The organism is Corynebacterium sp., assembly GCF_043426755.1.
GTDB lineage: Bacteria > Actinomycetota > Actinomycetes > Mycobacteriales > Mycobacteriaceae > Corynebacterium.
On sequence record NZ_JBHWRP010000040.1, the window covers coordinates 41,745 to 59,949 of the forward strand.

16 protein-coding genes, 1 tRNA gene and 1 pseudogene are annotated in these 18,205 nt (G+C 60.2%); 8 read left to right on the plus strand and 10 right to left on the minus strand.

Annotated elements, in window-relative coordinates; translation table 11 throughout:
- Positions 1 to 8: 8 nt before the first annotated feature.
- Positions 9 to 491, minus strand: coding sequence for a universal stress protein (locus tag ACHFGA_RS03900; RefSeq protein ID WP_394281117.1), 483 nt, complete (start codon positions 489 to 491; stop codon positions 9 to 11).
- 107 nt (positions 492 to 598) lie between these two features.
- Between ACHFGA_RS03900 and ACHFGA_RS03905 the strand changes: the two genes are divergently transcribed.
- Complete coding sequence (locus ACHFGA_RS03905) at positions 599 to 1,804, plus strand: glycoside hydrolase family 3 N-terminal domain-containing protein (RefSeq protein ID WP_394281118.1); 1,206 nt, start codon at positions 599 to 601, stop codon at positions 1,802 to 1,804.
- Between the two features lie 107 nt (positions 1,805 to 1,911).
- A complete protein-coding gene (locus tag ACHFGA_RS03910; RefSeq protein WP_394281171.1) occupies positions 1,912 to 3,537 on the plus strand; it encodes a VanW family protein in 1,626 nt (541 codons plus the stop codon).
- On the opposite strand, the gene ACHFGA_RS03915 is transcribed toward ACHFGA_RS03910, so the two are convergent.
- Positions 3,538 to 4,833 (minus strand): glucose-6-phosphate dehydrogenase, encoded by a 1,296-nt coding sequence (locus ACHFGA_RS03915; RefSeq protein ID WP_394281119.1) that lies wholly within the window; start codon positions 4,831 to 4,833, stop codon positions 3,538 to 3,540.
- A 66-nt stretch (positions 4,834 to 4,899) separates the two neighbouring features.
- Here ACHFGA_RS03915 and ACHFGA_RS03920 point away from each other — a divergent pair, with 66 nt between their 5' ends.
- Positions 4,900 to 6,735, plus strand: coding sequence for a glycoside hydrolase family 15 protein (locus tag ACHFGA_RS03920; protein ID WP_394281120.1), 1,836 nt, complete (start codon positions 4,900 to 4,902; stop codon positions 6,733 to 6,735).
- A gap of 3 nt (positions 6,736 to 6,738) precedes the next feature.
- On the opposite strand, the gene ACHFGA_RS03925 is transcribed toward ACHFGA_RS03920, so the two are convergent.
- Positions 6,739 to 7,566: a M23 family metallopeptidase gene (locus tag ACHFGA_RS03925; protein WP_394281121.1), complete on the minus strand. Its 828-nt coding sequence runs from the start codon at positions 7,564 to 7,566 to the stop codon at positions 6,739 to 6,741.
- A gap of 380 nt (positions 7,567 to 7,946) precedes the next feature.
- Here ACHFGA_RS03925 and ACHFGA_RS03930 point away from each other — a divergent pair, with 380 nt between their 5' ends.
- Together ACHFGA_RS03930 and ACHFGA_RS03935 are read left to right on the plus strand one after the other, a co-directional pair.
- On the plus strand, positions 7,947 to 9,314 hold the full coding sequence (locus tag ACHFGA_RS03930) for an AAA family ATPase (protein WP_394281122.1): 1,368 nt from the start codon (positions 7,947 to 7,949) through the stop codon (positions 9,312 to 9,314).
- A gap of 117 nt (positions 9,315 to 9,431) precedes the next feature.
- A complete protein-coding gene (locus tag ACHFGA_RS03935; RefSeq protein WP_394281123.1) occupies positions 9,432 to 9,899 on the plus strand; it encodes a hypothetical protein in 468 nt (155 codons plus the stop codon).
- A 138-nt stretch (positions 9,900 to 10,037) separates the two neighbouring features.
- Here the strand turns inward: ACHFGA_RS03935 and ACHFGA_RS03940 are convergent, their stop codons facing one another.
- The 4 genes from ACHFGA_RS03940 to ACHFGA_RS03955 all read right to left on the minus strand — a co-directional run bounded on the left by ACHFGA_RS03940 (position 10,038) and on the right by ACHFGA_RS03955 (position 12,636).
- Complete coding sequence (locus tag ACHFGA_RS03940) at positions 10,038 to 10,760, minus strand: DUF981 family protein (RefSeq protein ID WP_394281124.1); 723 nt, start codon at positions 10,758 to 10,760, stop codon at positions 10,038 to 10,040.
- 7 nt (positions 10,761 to 10,767) lie between these two features.
- The gene (locus ACHFGA_RS03945; protein WP_394281125.1) at positions 10,768 to 11,049 is read right to left on the minus strand and encodes a hypothetical protein; all 282 of its coding nucleotides are present in this window, start codon (positions 11,047 to 11,049) and stop codon (positions 10,768 to 10,770) included.
- Positions 11,050 to 11,251: 202 nt separating this feature from the next.
- Positions 11,252 to 11,749, minus strand: coding sequence for a hypothetical protein (locus ACHFGA_RS03950; RefSeq protein ID WP_394281126.1), 498 nt, complete (start codon positions 11,747 to 11,749; stop codon positions 11,252 to 11,254).
- Positions 11,750 to 12,562: 813 nt separating this feature from the next.
- Positions 12,563 to 12,636, minus strand: a tRNA-Gly gene (locus ACHFGA_RS03955).
- Positions 12,637 to 12,701: 65 nt separating this feature from the next.
- Between ACHFGA_RS03955 and dcd the strand changes: the two genes are divergently transcribed.
- From dcd to ACHFGA_RS03970, 3 genes are read left to right on the plus strand one after another with little or no spacing between them, the layout of a single operon-like run.
- Complete coding sequence (dcd, locus tag ACHFGA_RS03960) at positions 12,702 to 13,271, plus strand: dCTP deaminase (protein WP_394281127.1); 570 nt, start codon at positions 12,702 to 12,704, stop codon at positions 13,269 to 13,271.
- 58 nt (positions 13,272 to 13,329) lie between these two features.
- Positions 13,330 to 14,640, plus strand: a complete 1,311-nt coding sequence (locus ACHFGA_RS03965; protein WP_394281172.1) for a UDP-glucose dehydrogenase family protein — start codon at positions 13,330 to 13,332, stop codon at positions 14,638 to 14,640.
- A gap of 31 nt (positions 14,641 to 14,671) precedes the next feature.
- Positions 14,672 to 15,022 carry a hypothetical protein gene (locus ACHFGA_RS03970; RefSeq protein ID WP_394281128.1) on the plus strand — a complete coding sequence of 117 codons (351 nt, stop codon included), beginning with the start codon at positions 14,672 to 14,674 and terminating at the stop codon, positions 15,020 to 15,022.
- Between the two features lie 7 nt (positions 15,023 to 15,029).
- On the opposite strand, the pseudogene ACHFGA_RS03975 reads toward ACHFGA_RS03970, so the two are convergent.
- The 3 genes and pseudogenes from ACHFGA_RS03975 to ACHFGA_RS03985 form a co-directional block, all read right to left on the minus strand.
- Positions 15,030 to 16,250 (minus strand): annotated as a pseudogene (locus tag ACHFGA_RS03975) (YibE/F family protein).
- Position 16,251: 1 nt separating this feature from the next.
- Entirely contained in the window at positions 16,252 to 17,520 is a 1,269-nt protein-coding gene (locus tag ACHFGA_RS03980) for a pyridoxal phosphate-dependent aminotransferase (RefSeq protein WP_394281129.1), read from the minus strand.
- A 64-nt stretch (positions 17,521 to 17,584) separates the two neighbouring features.
- Positions 17,585 to 18,193 (minus strand): DUF1707 domain-containing protein, encoded by a 609-nt coding sequence (locus ACHFGA_RS03985; protein WP_394281130.1) that lies wholly within the window; start codon positions 18,191 to 18,193, stop codon positions 17,585 to 17,587.
- Positions 18,194 to 18,205: the final 12 nt, after the last annotated feature.

The following is an 18,205-nucleotide window of genomic DNA, read 5'->3' on the forward strand; positions in this document are numbered from 1 at the left end:
GCAGGTGATTAATCCTCATCGGAGGAAGACGGCACCACAAAAACAGGGCAGTTGGCCACCTGCAACACGTTGGAAGCGGTCGAGTTGGAGAACCAGCTTTTCACACCCGAAATCCCGCGGGTGCCAGACACGATCACATCCACGCCCAACTCATCAGCAGCATCCACGATGGCCTGGGCAATATTGCCCGTGTGCTCCACGATGTGTGCCTGCACGCTCAACCCCAGGGACTCGGCCAGTTCGATGCCTTCCTCACAGACGTTGCGGGCGTGCTCATAGGCGGTGTCGTCCTCGCCCGTATACGCCGGCTGGTGGGAACCCGTCATGGAGGCGGCCCGCGCATTCGTGCGCGTCATCGGCTCCCACGCGGTGATGATCTCGACAGCATTGGCGTTGAGCAGCGCGGCGGCCTGGCGCAGCGCGTGAGCAGCGATGCTGGTGCCGTCATAGGCGATGAGCATGCGACGTGCTGGTGCAGAAGAGCTGTTCATGGTCCTCGATCATAACCTCCACTAACTTTTCTGTCGCAGAAACCACTAGGCTGGGTGCTTTAGTGACTCAGTTACCTAGTGACACCGACACCGGAGAGGAGCCAGTCGTGCGACATCGCCACGCTGCCAGAGGTACCGTCGCCGCCGTGCTCGTAGCCAGCCTGGTTGGCCTAGTGGGTTGTGGCACCGAGCAGCCCCCAGTGGAGGAGCCCACCCCGGTGACCACGCTGGAATCGTCGTCAAGCACCAGCTCAAGCCCCAGCTCAAGCTCTAGCCCCACCACGCCGCCGCCCCCGCCAGAACCGGCTGACCCTCGTGCGCGCGTGCCGAAGGACCTGCACGCGAAGGCCGCCAGTCTGCTGGTGGTCGGGGTGACCGATTTCGATTCCGCGCTGCGCGCCCTGAACCTTGGGGTGGGCGGGGTGATCATCCCCAGCTGGGCAGACCCCGCAATCTTTACTGAAGAAGGCCGTAATATTCATGCGCTGCGGGAGATCGCCGACCGGCCGTTCACCGTGGCCATCGACTTTGAAGGCGGGCGTGTGCAACGCCACACCAACGTCTTCGGCGAATTTCCGCCGCCGCGCGTCATGGCGCAGATGACCCCGCCGGAGGTCCGTGGCATGGCCTATGACATCGGCACCCGCCTGCGCGCGCAGGGGGTCACGGTGGATTATGCGCCGCTTCTCGACGTCGACATCGCCGGCCTGGAGATCGTCGGCGACCGCTCCTTCTCCCACGACCCGCAGATCGCCGCCGACTATGGAATCGCTTTCGCCCAGGGGCTGATCGACGCCGGCGTGACCCCCACCTTCAAACACTTCCCCGGCCACGGCCAAGCCAGCGCCGATACCCACCTGGATACAGCGGTAACCCCGCCCCTGGACGCACTGATGGATGTGGACCTGAAGCCCTATACCCAGGCCATTCCCGCCGTGCCCCAGGCCTCCGTCATGATGGGGCACATGATCGTGCCGGGGCTCGGTGATGACCAGACGCCCGCCACCATCAACCCCGCCGCCTATGAGCTTCTGCGCAGCGGCAACTACCCCGGAGGGGTGCCCTTCAACGGCGTTGCCGTCACCGACGATTTATCCGGCATGGTGGCTATCACCTCGCGCATGAGCACCGCCGAAGCCGTCGTGGCCACTATCGCAGCGGGCGCCGACCAAGCCTTATGGTCCTCCGGGGACAACATAGGAGAAGCCATTGGGGGACTTGTCGCGGCAGTGGATAGCGGGGAGGTCCCCATGTCGCGTATCGACGAGGCGGCCGTCCGCGTGCAGCAACAATATATTGACACGGGGCAATAAAGTCTGCCCCGGCTAGCAGTCGAGCGCATCAGCGCGTTAACCTAGTATTTGTGAGTGCAACTAGTTCATCAGCTTCGAAAAACCGGGCCGGCAAAATCACCATTGGAGTGATCGTCGGCCTGCTTGCCGTGCTCGGGGCCCTCTACGTGGCCGACCTGGTGATGAACCAAGACAACGTGCCGCGTGGCACTGCTGTCGGCGGCGTAGACATCGGCGGCATGAGCCACGAGGAAGCCGTGAGCACCCTCGAGCAGGAACTTGGCGACGAAGCCAATGCCCCTGTGACCGTGCGCGCAGCAGAGCTGAGCTCCGAAATCATCCCCGCCGCCGCCGGGTTGGACATTGACTGGGATGCCACCGTGGCGCAGGCGGGCGAGGAATCGAAGAACCCCTTCACGCGCCTGCGCGGGCTCTTCGTCACCAAGGAAGTAGACGTTGTACCCACCGTCGATGAGGCCGCGCTGACCCCCGAACTAGACCGCGTGGAGCAGGACCTCAACGCTGAACCCGTCGACGGCGCGCTGCACATCAACGGGGGCAACGTGGAGATCGAGGACCCCGTCCTTGGCCAAACCGTCGACCGCGAGGAACTGCATCAGCGCGTGACCACCGGGTGGCTCAACCCCGACGGCGTGGAAGTCGAACCAGCTGAGGTGCAGCCGGCCATCGACAGTGAGATGCTCGAGGCCGCGGCCAAAGGCCCAGCCGCTCAAGCCACCTCCGGCCCGCTCAGCCTCACCGGGCGTGACGATGTCACCGCTGAGATCTCCGTGGAGCGCATCGGCGAAGTCGTGGCCTTCCCGAACGTGGAAGGCCGCATCGAGCCCGAGGTGAACACAGAGGCAGCCCAAGCAATTTTCGAGGAACAACTGGCCCCCACCGAGGTGAAGACGGTCAACGCCTCCTATAACTCCGATGGCTCCGTCAACCCACACTCCGACGGTGTGCAGATTGACTGGGAAGACACAATGGCAGACTTCTCCAACCGCGTCATCGGCGAGGCCGACCGCGCCTGGGACGCCACCTATGAGGATGCGCCTGCGACCTTCACCACCGAGATGGCAGAGTCCGCGACCTATGATGAAGTCGTCGGAGAGTTCACCACCTCCGGCTACTCCGAAGCCTCCGGCCACAACATCGCCCTGACCGCACAGATGGTCAACGGGGTTGTCGTCGGACCAGGCGAAACTTTCTCACTCAACGGCTTCACCGGTCCCCGCGGCGCTGCCCAAGGATTTGTGGAAAGTGGCATCATCATCGATGGTCGCGCGGGTAAGGCCGTGGGCGGTGGCATCTCCCAGTTCGCCACCACCTTGTATAACGCCAGCTACTTCGCGGGCATGACCGATATCACCCACACCCCGCACTCGTACTACATCTCCCGCTACCCAGCCGGCCGCGAGGCCACCATCTACGAGGGCGCCATCGACCTGGCGTTCCGCAACGATTCCAAACACCCCGTGCGCATCGAAACCTCCGCCGGCGGCGGCAGCGTGACCGTGCGCCTCATGGGCGTAAAGACCGTCGAGGTTGAATCCATCAACGGCGGCCGCTGGGCACAGACCAGCCCCCAGCCGCGCACGGTGACCGGACCTGGCTGCAGCCCGTCGGGTGGCGCGCCGGGCTTTACGACGAGCGACACCCGCATCATCCGGGACCTCGCCGGCAATGAGATCTCGCGCGAAACACAAACCACGGTGTACGATCCGCAGCCGATCGTGCGCTGCGGCTAGTTAGAGCCAGCCGTCCGGACCCTGCGAGCCTGCCGGGTATTCCTCCATGGGGGCGGTGCCCTGAGTAAAGGCCTCAAGGACTGGTTCCATGATACGCCAGGCGCGCTGCGGGGCGCCCTTGTCCACGCCGACAGAATCATCCTCGTTTAGGATCCCGCGGGCGACGCGACCGTAGGGGGTCAGCTCGGAGTAATCGGCCGCCGCGGTTAGAACCACGTTTGTGGTTTCGCCGGCGCGCCCGTGGTCCGGGACGGGGACCTCCAGGGCGAGGGCGTCCTCGAAAGGCACGATCAGGCGGGCCGGGTCAGCGTCCTGGTCAGGGTTGGAGTCTAGGTCGCGGTAGGTAATTTCGAACTCCTGGCGCGGGTTGCCGATGGCTTTGCCGGAACGCAGCGTAAAGATCGTATCGCGCCACTGCTCAGTGTTCACGCGCACCTGGAACTGGGCCAGCGTCTCAGTTTCATTGTCTGGGTCCACCCCTTCTTCGTCCACGTAGGAGGGCACGCGTTCGCCGTCGATCTCTCCTGCCGTGTAGCGGGCGCGGCGGGCGGAACCATCCACGAACTCCATCGCGTCCAGGATCTCATTGGCGGGGCCACCACCAGCCAGAACGCGGGCCAACGACTGCAGAAGGTGGGACTGCAGCATATCTACTGCCGCACCGGTGGACTCGTAGAAATCGGCGCGCCCCTCTAGGGTGAGGTCCTCGTCGAAAAGCACCGTGATCGACTCGATCGATTGACTATTCCAGCTGTTCGCAATCAGTGCTGTGGTGCGCAGCAACCCGACCAGATTAATCACCGGGGTTTCGTGGAGGAAGTGGTCGATGCGCACGATCTGGTCCTCGGGCAGCAAGTCGGCTAGGGCGGCGTCGAGATCATCGGCTTCGGAAGCGCTGGTGCCAAAAGGTTTCTCGATGGCCAAGATGGTGTCCTTGGGCAGATCGACATCGGCAAGTGCGTCGACTGCTTCCTTGATCACCGCGGGTGCCAGGGCGAAATAGAGGACCAGGCGGGTATCGGCGGCGGCAGAAACGATTGTGTTCAGCGTTGCGGGATCCGTGGCATCGCCTGCAATGAAAGAAGCCGAGTCAATCAGGCGATCGTCGTTAAGCGCGGTCCCTGCCGTGCTTAACGACTCGCCTACGAACGCAGGATAGTCAACGTCCTCCCTGCCTACGCCGAGAAGGCGGACGCCATCGTGATCATATTGTTCGAGGTACTGGGCAATTCCGGGGATTAGAAGGCGGCCGGCCAAATCGCCCGCGCCACCCAAGATGCAAAAAGTAGTGTTCATAGCACCAACCGTAGGCAGGAATCGATTACTGCGTGCGAAAGGCCAAATTTCCCTAAAGTGGGTGACATGGCTTCAACTCCGCTGGAACAGTACGCGCTCTTGTCCGACACCAACACCGCAGCCCTGGTCAGCCGGGGCGGCTCAGTCGACTGGTTATGTATGCCACGCTTCGACTCGCAGGCCATGTTCGCCCGATTACTCGGCGATACCGATAACGGGCACTGGACCATCACGGTCTCCGGCGGGAAAGTCACCGACTGGGCCTACCGCGAAGATACCTTCATCCTGGAAACCACGTGGGAATCGGACACCGGAACCGCCCGGGTCACCGACTTCATGCCGGTAGGCACCGGCGGGGTCTTCTTCCAGAACGCTGACCTGCTGCGGCGCGTCGAATGCCTCTCCGGCGAAGTGGACGTGAACGTGGCCATTAGGACGCGCTTCCACTACGGCCAGGCCGTGCCCTTCGTGCGTTACGCGGACGTGGACGGCGACGGGGTAGAGGAAATGCTGGCCGTTGCAGGCCCCGACGCCGTATATATCCGCGGGCCGCGCCTGGAACACGATGAGGAACACGGGCACCACGTCAACAGCTTCCACCTGAGCGAAGGCGAGACCCTGCAGTGGGTGATGCTGTGGGCGCCGTCCTATGAGGACAAGCCGGAATCCCCCGACTACTCCCAGGCGCTGGAATCCACCACGAAGTTCTGGCAGGACTGGATCGGCGGGCTTGAGACGGTGGGCAAGTATTCCGACGACGTGCGCCGCTCCCTGCTTGTGCTGCGCGCGCTGACGGACTCGGTGACCGGCGGCATCGTCGCAGCCCCCACCACCTCCTTGCCCGAAGAGTTCGGCGGCGAGCGCAACTGGGACTACCGCTACGTGTGGCTGCGCGATTCCGCCCTGACCATCGAGGTGCTGGTCCAATCCGGTTTCCACGACCGCGCAGGGGAGTGGCGCGACTGGCTGCTGCGCGCCATCGCCGGCGATACCAGCCAGCTGCGCATCATGTACGGGCTGCGCGGCGAAAGGCACCTGCCGGAGCTTGAGCTGGGCCACCTCAGCGGCTACGAGGACTCTCGGCCGGTTCGCATCGGCAACGGCGCGTCTGAACAGTACCAAGCCGACGTGGTGGGTGAAGTGATGATCGCGCTGGAAATGCTGCGCGACGCCGGCATCGAAGAAGACGAATTCACCTGGAAGCTGCAAAAAGCACTCCTGGAGTACCAGGAGGACAACTTCGACACACCCGACTACGGCATCTGGGAAATGCGCAGCGAACCAGGCATGTTCACCCACGGCCGCGCCATGATGTGGGCCGCCTTCGACCGCGGCATCAAGGCCGTGGAAGAGCATGGATTCGACGGGCCTGTTGACCGGTGGCGCGAGCTACGCGACAAGCTTTGCGACGAAGTCATGACCCGTGGCTATAACGAAGAACTTGGATTCTTCACCCAGCGCTACGACAACACCGAGGTCGATGCCTCCCTGCTGCAGCTAGCCCAGATCGGATTCGTGGACTACACCGACCCGAAAATGTTGGGCACCGTTGAGCGCATTGAGCAGGAGCTTATCGACGACGCCGGGTTCCTTCATCGCTACGTCACCGGCACCGGCTCGGATGGCTTGGAAGGCTCTGAATACCCCTTCCTGATGTGCTCTTTCTGGCTAATCGAACAGTACGCCAAATCGGGCAGGGTAGAGGACGCCGTGGAGAAAATGGACCGCGTCCTCGCAGTAGGCAGCCCCCTTGGCCTGTTTGCCGAAGAATACTCCCCCGAACACGGCCGCCTGGCAGGAAATTATCCCCAGGCGTTCTCACACCTGGGGTTGGTACGCGCGGCGCACGCAGTCAGTCAACTCGCAGGCAGTCAGCTCGTAAACTCGCTGACTGGCGAGTAGGGCCTAGAGGCTGATGCCGTTGGCCGCGAACCACGGCACTGGGTCCACCGCACCGTTGCCCGACGGGTGGTACTCAAAGTGCAGGTGGGAACCGGTGGAAAAACCACGGTTACCCATACCCGCGATCTGCTGACCCGCTGCAACGCGCTGACCGGCGGAAACGTTCAGCGTCTCCATGTGGCCATAAATAGTCATCGAGCCGTCGTCGTGCTGAATGCGGATCCACTGGCCGTAGCCCTGCGCTGGGCCCGAATCGATGACCGTGCCGGCCATGGCCGCCAAGATCGGGGTGCCCACCGCATTCGCGATGTCGACGCCAGAGTGCATCGTTCCCCAGCGTGGACCAAAGCCTGAGGTGAACACGCCTTGAGCAGGCTTGACAACAGCGGCGCCGGTGATGAAATCAGTCATGATTCCGGCTGCTTCCAAGCGGGCCTTCTCAGCTTCCGCAGCCGCGGCCTGCTCGGCGGCAGCCGCCTCTGCAGCAAGACGATCCGCCTCTGCCTGAGCCTCAGCGGCGCGTTGATTGGTGTAATCCACAGCCTTGCCAAGCTGGCCGTCCAGATCGTGTGCCGGCTTGTACTCGCTAATCGTCAGGATCTGAGGCGTGGTTTCTTCGCCGGTCGCGTCTACCGCAGTATCTTCTGTGTCGTTGACCAAGTCAACGTCAGTGTCTGCCTTCTCGTTCAGCGTGGCAGCGGCAGCGGCGCCAATGCCGGCCGACGACACCGTGGATGCGACTGCAGCAACAAGTGCGACGCGACCCTTAGTGCGGGAGGGGGTAACCTTGCGGTGCTTGCCTCCGGCGGTAGGTCGAGTGTTCAGACGCATGGAGCCTTCTCTCTTCGGGGTTCTTCTCAAAGTGTCACGCGGTCCCACAGGGATCGAATTAAGACTTTACTTAAAAAATGATAAGAGTGTAAATCTCGTAATCAAATTGTTATCTTGTTGGAGACTGTAGTCACCGACCAGACAAGGTGCAAGCCGTCGACAATGTCAGGAATCGGTCGCGTCCTACTGTCTATGCGTAATCGCTCAACATGTAAATGACCTGCGTGTTTGATGGGATTGCAATTTACTTTCGCTGCAAAAATATGCGGAGTAACTGAAAGGACTACGCGCGATCTTAAATGTTTTCGACAGTCAAGCGTATAACCGCTGGATATGGCTGTATCCGCTGAAGTGGGGTTTGGCAGTGTTAATCTGAGCTCATGCGCATACACGTGGAAAATCTGGGGCCGGTAAAACGGGCTTCCTGGGATTTGCGGAAACTGAATGTTCTTGCCGGGCCGAACAGTTCCGGCAAAACCTATCTTGCTCATGCTGTGTATGCAGCGCTGAAAGCAACAGCTTGGCCTAACAGCGTTAGTTTTATCTCCCCCGTTGATGATTCTGTCACTCAGGCGATGACAGAAGAACTTTCAGCAGTGGGTAGGTCGTCAGTCAAGCTTTCTGAGCTTGCTGATTTTTTCGATCTTTCATTTAAAGCAGCTCTCGAGGCTGGCCTACGGGGCATGTATCGTGGAATTAGCGGAGAGTCAATCAGGCTTGTGCCTGAAGAAGGGGAGCTTCTCGGGATCGCTCTTCAACGGATAAGGAGTGGACCGTATATCCCGGGGATTAATTTCGGTAACTTCAGCCTGAACCTCCAGACCAACGATGCGGATGATCCGGACATCACTCTGACGAAACAATCTAATCGTCTGGATACAGAACAGCCCGGAAATGACGGTTCGGCGGAGGCGGAGGAGTACATGTGCGGGCGTGTGCAGCAATTTCTTGGTCTTCTCGCGCCGTGGCCGTCGCAGATGCCGTACGTCCTGACCTCTGAGCGGGTTGGGTTGTACACGTTTCAGTCGGACATTGATTACGGTCGCTCTGAAATGGTGGAGAAGTTCCGAGTCACCAACGGTGGTAGCGCTGCCGAGCTTTCAACCACTCCTTGGCCGTCAGCTGTGGAGGATAATCTCGATCAATTCCGACGCTTACAAGATAAGAACCACCGTGCTTTTATGAAACCAGTGCCTGAAGCAGGAAAAATGATCGACTTGATTCATCTCATGTCCGGTGGGCAATTCCATTTCGAGGACGGCAGTTATACTTTTGCGCCTAAGGACAGTGATGTACACCTACCGATGTCGTCCACTTCGAGTACAGCTAGGTCTCTTTTTGAGCTAGCCGAGTTTGTCACCTGGCACGCGCAACCTGGAGCGTGGATTGTGATTGATGAACCCGAACTAAACCTCCACCCTGATAACCAAGTTCTCATGGCCCGGTTGCTTGCTCACTTGGTAGACGCTGAAGTAAGTGTTTTCTTGACTACTCACAGTGACTATCTCCTTCGAGAGTTGTCTATTCTTACTGTGCTGAATTCGAAGGAGGAATGGCCTGAGGAGTACCAGGGCGCAGCTAGTTTAAACCCCGACGACATTCGAGTGGGGTATACGGAATTGCAGAATGGTGTTTCATCTCTGAAAGCAGCTGAGGTCTCGCCCCTCAAAGGCATTCACACTCCTTTCTTTGACGGGACTATTGCTCGTCAAAATAGGCTTTTCGATGAGGTCGTGTGGGGTGGCTAAAGTCGAGCGCTTCGCTAAGCGCATAGTCGAGGTGATCCAGCCGGTTGATGTGGTATTGGCGGAGGCTTCAGACCGATCCCCAGATCCCCAGAGCAGTACCGCATTCGCTTAAGCGAAATGGATGACAAAAAGGGGGAACGTTTCGTCCGGTTTACCGACGTACCAGAGTCCTTGATTGCGGTGAAGCTGGATTCGTTTGATTTAAACAGGGCCTTCGTTCAAACCGAAGGGGGAAAGCCCTATGGTCGGCGGTGCGATTATCTGTTAGTTGATCCCATTAATCATCTCCTAACGTTTATCGAGCTTAAGTTAGGAACGACGGGTGGCCACGCAAAAGACGTTGTGCTTCAGCTTAAAGGCGGTCGTGCGGTCGCTGATTACATGGCGTCGTTGATGCGGCATTTTGATGGCGTAGATATTGATCTGTCGGGAGTAGAAACGCGGTTTTTATGGATCACTTTTCAGCAATCAAATTCGGATCAATTCAAACGTGGCTCCCAGTTCAAAGCAGACGATGTGGATAATCCACGCAAGCTATCACAGGGCAGGAACGGGTCTATCAACTATCGAACAGTAATTCTCTAGGTTTATGGTGACTGCTGGTGGTCACGCGGATAACCCCAAGTCGCTCGTCGGCAAGGGGCGCTCTTCAGGCAGGATATGTAAAAGCCGGCCTGCGAACGCAAACGCAAGCCGGCTTAGAAAATCGGTAACGCAGTTACCCTACTCCCACGGGAACACGAGCGTGTCCGGGTACTGCTCAGGCTGGTTGTAGGCGTATGGGAAGAAGCCCACGTGGCCGTAGAACAGTGTCAGGCCAAGCACGATCCACATCATGCCGAAGAACCAGATCAGCACGGTGAAGATGCGGTTGACCTTCTTGCTGGTCACCGCGAAAGGCGACAGCAGCGCAACCACGCCGGTGCCCACGTACATGGAGAACACCATCAGCGGTTCGATCAGCTGGCCTTCAAGTAGTCGGGCAACCGGTTCAATGGCTGGCGGGCGCCACTGGCCGAAGTGCAGGCCAGCGATGCCGAACAGGATCAGGCCGAAGCCGCCAACGGCAGCGACGTACAGCAGTGGACGAAGCGTGCCGACGAGATCAAGCGCGCGCAGGCCCTGGTCGGCTTTTTCCTCAGCGCGGATGATTGCGATACCCGCGATGAAGGTGAGGATGCCGTAGAACGCAGCTGGCTCACCGAAGGTGACGTTATCGACGGCACAGCAGAACGCGCCCTCGATCTGCTCGAGCGGCCACGTCAGGGTCATGTGCATGCCGGTAATGCCCAGGAATGCGCCGAGGAAGACGAATGCCCAGCCAAAACCGGAGATGGAACGACCGGTGCGGGTCGCAGCGGACTGCATGAAGATGGGAACCAGGATCATGATAATGCCCACGATCAGGCCCATAGTGGTGTTGTAAGTAATGCCTTGCATCAACATGGTTGTGTTACTCCCTTTCCGCCAGCATCAGTTGGCGAAGGAACATCAACGCGGTGGCAAGGCCCATGGTCAACACCCACACGAGGGTGCCCACGTCCTGGCCGAATACGTCGCCGACGACCCAGAAGAAGATCATGCCGACGATGGTGCCAATAATGATGGCAGCCCACGTCAGCTTCACAAGTAGAGGAGACCACTTAGCGATGGTCTCCTCACTGAATTCGAAGGGTTCGAGCTGTCGTGGCTCGTATGCCACGGTCGGCTCCACCCGAGTGGATTGGTTAGTCATTGCACTCTTTCTCCAAATGAATGGTTACGCGAACCTTTCGCGATACCTGTGCCCAGCAACTAATAGTACGTCCATATTGTTTCCCTGTTAAATCGGGCACAATTATTTAGGGGATAACTGTGAATATCTCTGCCAACTTGAATGGCTCCGACCATGAAAGCATTCGGGAATGGCGTAATTCTTAAGGCTTGTCGTCGAGATGCTAGTTGCTCTTCGCACCCTTGCGTCGCTGCAGGAATCGGTCGAATCCCCACCACATGATGGGCATAAAGACCACGACAATAATCCAGTAAACGAGCCAAAAGCTTCCATCGAGTCCGGCGACTACCATTCCGGATAGAAGAAGGACGGTAGTGATGGCGCATGCGATGACACATTTTTTCAAATTCTCACGACTGTCACTTTCGGAGACTTTTCCTGATGATGTGCGCGAGAACCGACGGTCCATCGCGTTGATGATGTCACGCCCGAATACGATAGAAAATGCAATGTAGAACGCGGCGAAGCCATGCATAAATTGTGCTTGACCTGTCTCGCGGAGAGATACGTAAGAAAAACCTAGAAGTACTAGGTCAATCAACGGCGTTGCGATGAGGAACGCGATCCCGAGCTTGGGAAGTTTTAGACCGTACCGAATGGCGAACCCTAGGAACAGGCAGACCCAAAATGCAATTTCGGCTACGACGATAGCGGTGAGCATGGTTCGAATCCTTGATTTTGTGAGGGGCACTCCCGGACGTTTACGTCGTTGGCAGCGTTAATCAACGGTTGCCAAGGTAATAGCAATTTCATGGCGACGCCACAGCTCTAGGTGAAGATCTAGTGAAGATGTGTAAACCCTAAAACTAACGCCGTGGGGTTGAAGAAAGATAGCTCAAAGCAGCTGAAGGTTTAAGTACTTATGTGAATCGCCGTGGTGCGGCCTGCCCAGCCGGGCTGGCCCTACCAACAACTCAGAACACGACCCACGAAGAAGACCTCACCACCCTAGAACACTGTTCTAGGCCGGTGAGGCCGACTGATCACATGGAGCCGGCGACGATGTCCTGCGTCAGCACATAGTTGACACTCCTGTTCTCGGTCTTTAGCAGTGACACCTGACAGATCAGTCGCGACATACTTGACACTTCTGTGCCCGAGCACAAACCCGGTGATAGATGACAGATCAGTCGCGACATAGTTGACACTTTGCGGTGTGCCACCATAAACCATGAGCAAGAAAACAAACATCGTGATCATCGCCACGATCACAACCACACACAACCCCAGGATCAACTATCAAACAGATCATCGCGATTCGCCGCGAACTGTCCTCCAAAAGAGCCGATAACGGCCCGGACACCATCTCCTGGGCGCCCGAACAGCGGCCATGCCCTACCAGCCCAACATCATCGAGAACACAACCCCAAGCACGAAGAAGGCCCCACCACCCTAGAACACTGTTCTAGGCCGGTGAGGCCGACTGTCAACCATGTCGCGACGGATACTGTCAAGTATGTCCCGACTGATCACATGGAGCCGGCGACGAGAATCGAACTCGCACTCTCAGCTTGGGAAGCTGATGTTCTACCACTAAACTACGCCGGCAATGTAGGAGAGTTTAGCACTCGGCTCTGGCCACATGAAAATGGCCCTGCCGTAGACTGGACCGCGTGATTCTTTCTGACCATGACATTCGCGACGCCATCAGCTCCGCCGACCTCGGCATCGAGCCTTACGACGAGGCCTTGGTCCAACCCTCGAGCGTGGACGTGCGCTTGGACAAGTATTTCCGCGTGTTCAACAACTCGCGCTACACACACATCGACCCGAAGCGGGAGATGGAAGACCTGACCACGCTGGTGGAGGTGCCTGACGACGAGGCCTTCGTCTTGCACCCTGGCGAGTTCGTGCTGGGCGCCACATTTGAGAAGTTCACCCTCCCGGCACACCTGGCGGGGCGTTTGGAGGGGAAATCGTCGTTAGGCCGCCTGGGGTTGCTCACGCACTCGACGGCGGGCTTCATCGACCCCGGCTTTTCCGGCTACATCACCCTCGAGCTGTCGAATGTGGCCAACTTGCCGATCGTCCTATACCCCGGCATGAAGGTGGGGCAGCTGGCGCTGTTCCAGATGTCCTCGCCGGCGGAAGTGCCGTACGGGTCTGGGGCGCTGGGCTCGAAGTATCAGGGCCAGCGCGGCCCGACCCCCTCGAAATACTACCTGAACTTCCGCGACCAGTAGTGGCCCGTAGCTCGTCCTGCCAAACTGCACGAGGTGGGCAATAATGGCTGGCATGAAGATGACAGTCATTGGAACTGGATACTTAGGCGCCACCCACGCCGCATGCATGGCAGAACTGGGCCACGAGGTGCTTGGCGTGGACGTGGACCAGCACAAGATCGACGAACTGGCCGCCGGCCGCGTGCCTTTTTATGAGCCGGGCCTGCCGGAGGTCCTCGAACGCAACCTGTCCGCCGGGCGCCTTGACTTCACCACTGATTACGCGCGCGCCGCCGACTTCGCCAACGTCCACTTTCTGGGCGTGGGCACCCCGCAGCAGCGCGGATCTTACGCCGCGGATACCTCCTACGTCTTCGCCGTCATCGAATCCCTGGTTCCGCTGCTGAAGGGCGAGCACATCATCTTCGGCAAGTCCACCGTCCCCGTCGGCACCGCCGCCGCTTTGCAGGAGCGTGCCGACGAGCTCTCCGCCCCAGGCACGACCGTGGAAATCGCCTGGAATCCCGAATTTTTGCGCGAAGGCTATGCCGTCAAGGACACGATTGAGCCGGACCGCATCGTGTTGGGCATCCGGGAGGGATCGCGTGCCGACGAGGTCGCCCGCGAGATCTACGCCACCCCGTTAGCGAATGACACGCCTTTCTTGGTCACCGACCTTGCCACCGCTGAGCTGGTCAAGGTCTCCGCGAACGCGTTCTTGGCCACCAAGATCTCGTTTATCAACGCCGTCAGCGAGGTCTGCGAGGCCGCGGGCGCGGACGTGACCCAGCTGGCGGACGCCATCGGATATGATGACCGAATTGGCCGCAAATTTCTAGGCGCGGGCCTCGGTTTCGGCGGTGGTTGTCTGCCAAAAGATATCCGCGCCTTCATGGCCCGCGCCGGCGAGCTGGGCGCCGACCAGGCGTTGACCTTTCTGCGCGAGGTCGATGCCATTAATATGCGCCGCCGCGACCGCGTGGTGGAAATGTCCCGCGAAATCCTGGGCGGCTTGCTGGGGCACCGCATTACGGTGCTGGGCGCGGCGTTCAAGCCGAATTCGGACGACGTGCGCGATTCGCCAGCCCTTGCGGTAGCGGGACAGCTGTCGCTCGCGGGTGCCGCGGTGAAGGTCTATGACCCGCAGGCCATGGACAACGCCGCCAAAAACTTCCCTACCTTGGACTACGCCGAGAGCACCGAGGATGCGCTGGAGGGCGCTCAGCTGGTGATCCTGGCCACCGAGTGGGCTGAGTTCAAGGAGCTGGACCCGGTCCGCGCCCGTGAGCTGGTGGAGCACGCCCGCATCATCGACGGCCGGAACGTGCTGCCGGTGCAGGCGTGGCAGGACGCCGGCTGGCAGGTGTGGGCGCTGGGCCGTTCGCTGTAAGAATCAGGCAGCGGGGCTAAGATGGCTCACCATGAGCGTTGGACGTGCCTACGTGGCTTTTGATCTGGACCAAGTCCCCCACAGCGACATCCAGGATTTTCTGCACTGGTTCGACCTTGCCGCGGAGTTTGACGACGATTCCGGCGCCACCACCCCGCTGCTCACCCGCTGGTACGAAACGCTGCTGGCCCAGTACCAGCCCACGCCGGGCTGGGACGGTACGAAGTATTTCGTGGCCAGCGATTTCGTGTGGGCGCGCATCAACGCCCCGGAGGCGGAGGAGACCGCCCGCCAACTCGCCCGCGAACTGGGCGTCGGGTTTTATATCACCGGGGATTCCACCATTGAGGTAGAGCTTCCCGACGGCACAGTCATCGCCTAAGGTTCGCTTAACGACGAGCTGCCGGCCGCACCGTCCACGCGGCAATCAGGGTGGTTACTGGCACCGCCAACGTCAGGCCCAAGGCACCTACGGCGGAACGCAGTAGCTCGGTGGCGACAATATCGTTGGTGAGCACCTGCACCCATGACGCCTCCGACACCGTGACCAGCAACAACAATGGCAGTGCGGTGCCCACATAGGTCAGCACCAGGGTGTACACCATGGAGGCGATGTGGTCTTGGCCCACCCGCATCGCGGAGGTAAACAGGCGCCACGGGCTGAGGTCCTGATCCGCCTCCGCCAGCTCCGTGACCGTGGAGGCCTGGGAGATGGAGACGTCGTTCAGCCCACCCAACGTGCCGATGATGAAACCACACAGCATCAAACCGGTGATAGAGACATCGGGCAGGTAGAGCAAGATGGTGAGGTTGTCGTCGTCGCCAAGCCCGCGCAGACCGGTGGTCCTGATCGCTAAGTCTGCAAGCCAGGCAGCCAAGCCCAGCGCGATCAGCGTGCCCGCAAGCGTGGATGCGGACTTCCAGTTCAGCCCGTGCACCAAGGGAACGGTGATGAACATGATTGCCGCACCAGCGACCACCGCCAGCGGCACCGCGGACCCGCCGTGCAGCAGCGCGGGCAGCAAAAACACGACAATCACCAGCAGCGACACCGCAATGCCCACCAGCGCGCGCAGCCCCCGCCACCACGCGAAAGCGACGACCACCAGGGCCACCACCACGGCCCACGCGATCAACACGGGCGTGCGCTGATAGTCCGCAAATGAGTAGTGCTTCGAGCCGTCCGGCTGGGTCGACTCGATCATGCGGATCTTATCGCCCTCCTCAAACGTGGGATTACCCGGCACCGGGTGGCTCACCAACGCCGTCCGCTAGCCCTCATTCACACCATTGGTGATGCGCACGAGCGCCCGCTGGCATTCCTCACCCGGAACATTGCGCACAATCTCCGGTGACTCCTCAAACGCCTGCCCCGTAGAAGGCGAGCTGCACTGGCGATCGTCGACAAGCTCAATCGTGCCCTTGACCTGTGGATGGTTCAACGCGAACGTGGAAGAAAACTCCGGCGCAACATTCGGCGGCGCAGACGGCGGCCACAGCAGCACCAGGCCGATCAGCGTGGCGATCAGCGCCACGCCCAGGCCTGACAACAGGCCGACACGGAACGGAGAGCGTGACGACGAAGGCCCCTTCGCAGCGTGGCGTCCCATTTTACTGGTGGTAGCTCGCGAGGAAGTTGCCCATGCGCTCAATCGCGTTTTCCAGCTGGGATGCCCACGGCAACGTCACCAAGCGGAAGTGCTGATTGTCCGGCATGTTGAAACCGGTGCCCTGCACCAGCAGGATCTTCTCGGCGCGCAACAGGTCCAGGGCGAACTTCTCATCGTCGTGAATATCGTGCACCTCAGGATCCAGGCGCGGGAAGCAGTACAGCGCACCCATCGGCTCCACAACGGACACGCCCGGGATCTCGCGCAGCTTCTCCACCGCAACATTGCGCTGCTTCAGCAGGCGGCCGCCCTCGCCGGTGAGCCCGTAAATGGACTGATGCCCGCCAAGAGCCACCTGAATTGCGTGCTGGCCCGGCACATTCGCGCATAAGCGCGTCCCTGACAGCAGCTCTAGGCCCTCGATGAAGCCCTTCGCATAGCGCTTCGGACCAGTAATGATCGCCCAGCCCGCGCGGTAGCCCGCCACACGGTACGCCTTGGACAGGCCATTGAACGTCACCGTGATCACGTCGGGAGCGACCTCTGCCATGGAGATGTGCTGGGCACCGTCGTAAAGAATACGGTCGTAGATCTCGTCGGCAAGAATCATCAGGTCGAACTCGCGCGCAATGTCCGCGATGCCCTCCAGCACCTCACGCGAGTACACAGCACCGGTGGGGTTGTTCGGGTTGATCACCACGATCGCCTTGGTATTGTCCGTGATCTTGGAGCGGATGTCCTCCAGCGAGGGGTTCCACCCATCGTCCTCATCACAGATGTAGTGCACCGGCGTGCCACCCGACAGCGATACAGACGCCGTCCACAGCGGGTAGTCCGGCGCCGGGATCAGCACCTCATCGCCATCGTTGAGCAGCGCTTGGGTGACCATCGAGATCAACTCGGACACACCATTGCCCAAGTACACGTCATCCACATCGAAGCGGGGGAAATCGTCGATAAGCTCATAACGCGTCACCACCGCACGACGCGCCGGGATGATGCCCTTCGACGTCGTGTAGCCCTGCGACGTGGGCAGCGCCGCAATCATGTCACGCATGATCACGTCCGGCGCCTCGAAGCCGAAACTAGCCGGGTTGCCCGTGTTCAGCTTCAGGATGGTGTGCCCGTCCAGCTCCATCCGCTCCGCCTCCGCAGTGACCTCGCCGCGGATGTCATACGCCACCCCCTGCAGCTTGTCGGCTTCGCCGAAAATGCGTCGTGCTTGACGACGAGGGGGTGTGGTTTCTGGGGTCTGTTCACTATGGGCCATGGGCGTTATTCTGCCACATCCCGGCGTGCTTATTGGAGGAGCAAGCCCAAGCGGGGGATCTGCCCTATTTCTTGCGCGGCTGGTTGAATCGCGACAACGCGTTCTGGGCGATGCCCATGGCCTCCCCGGTCAGCTCCTCCATCTGTCGCTTCCGCTCGATGCGGCGCTGCGCCGTTTCCGCGGCGTTGGCCGCCCGGATCTCACGCATCCGCTGGCGCTCCAGCTGACGCGGGCTGGGCACGTACCACTTGGCCGGGCCGACCTTCATCACGTACAGCAGGATGAACACGGTAGGGATCAGCAGCAAAATCGTGACACTGGCACCGGAGCCCGTAGCGGCGATCAGGCCAAACATTGCCGCGAAGGAACCGACCGTGGTTAGCCCGAGGAGACCTGCGCGCGTTTTCTGCCCGCGCTGGTGCGTCTCTGCAATCTCATTAGCGCTGTAGACCGCAACATCTTGTCCCGCCCCAGGTTGGTGCGGGATGTCCTGGAACAGCGGTGTGAGCTCGCCGCGGCAGTCAGCACCGCAGACGGCGTCGATCCGGTCCTCATATTCAGGCAGCGAGATTCGGCCTTCGGCAAGCGCGCGCCCGAGAGCGCTCATGGCGTCTGAGCGCTCGTCGTCGGAAAGGCGCATCTGCGGGTCACGTGGCTGATATGGGAGGTTCACGACAATCAGTAT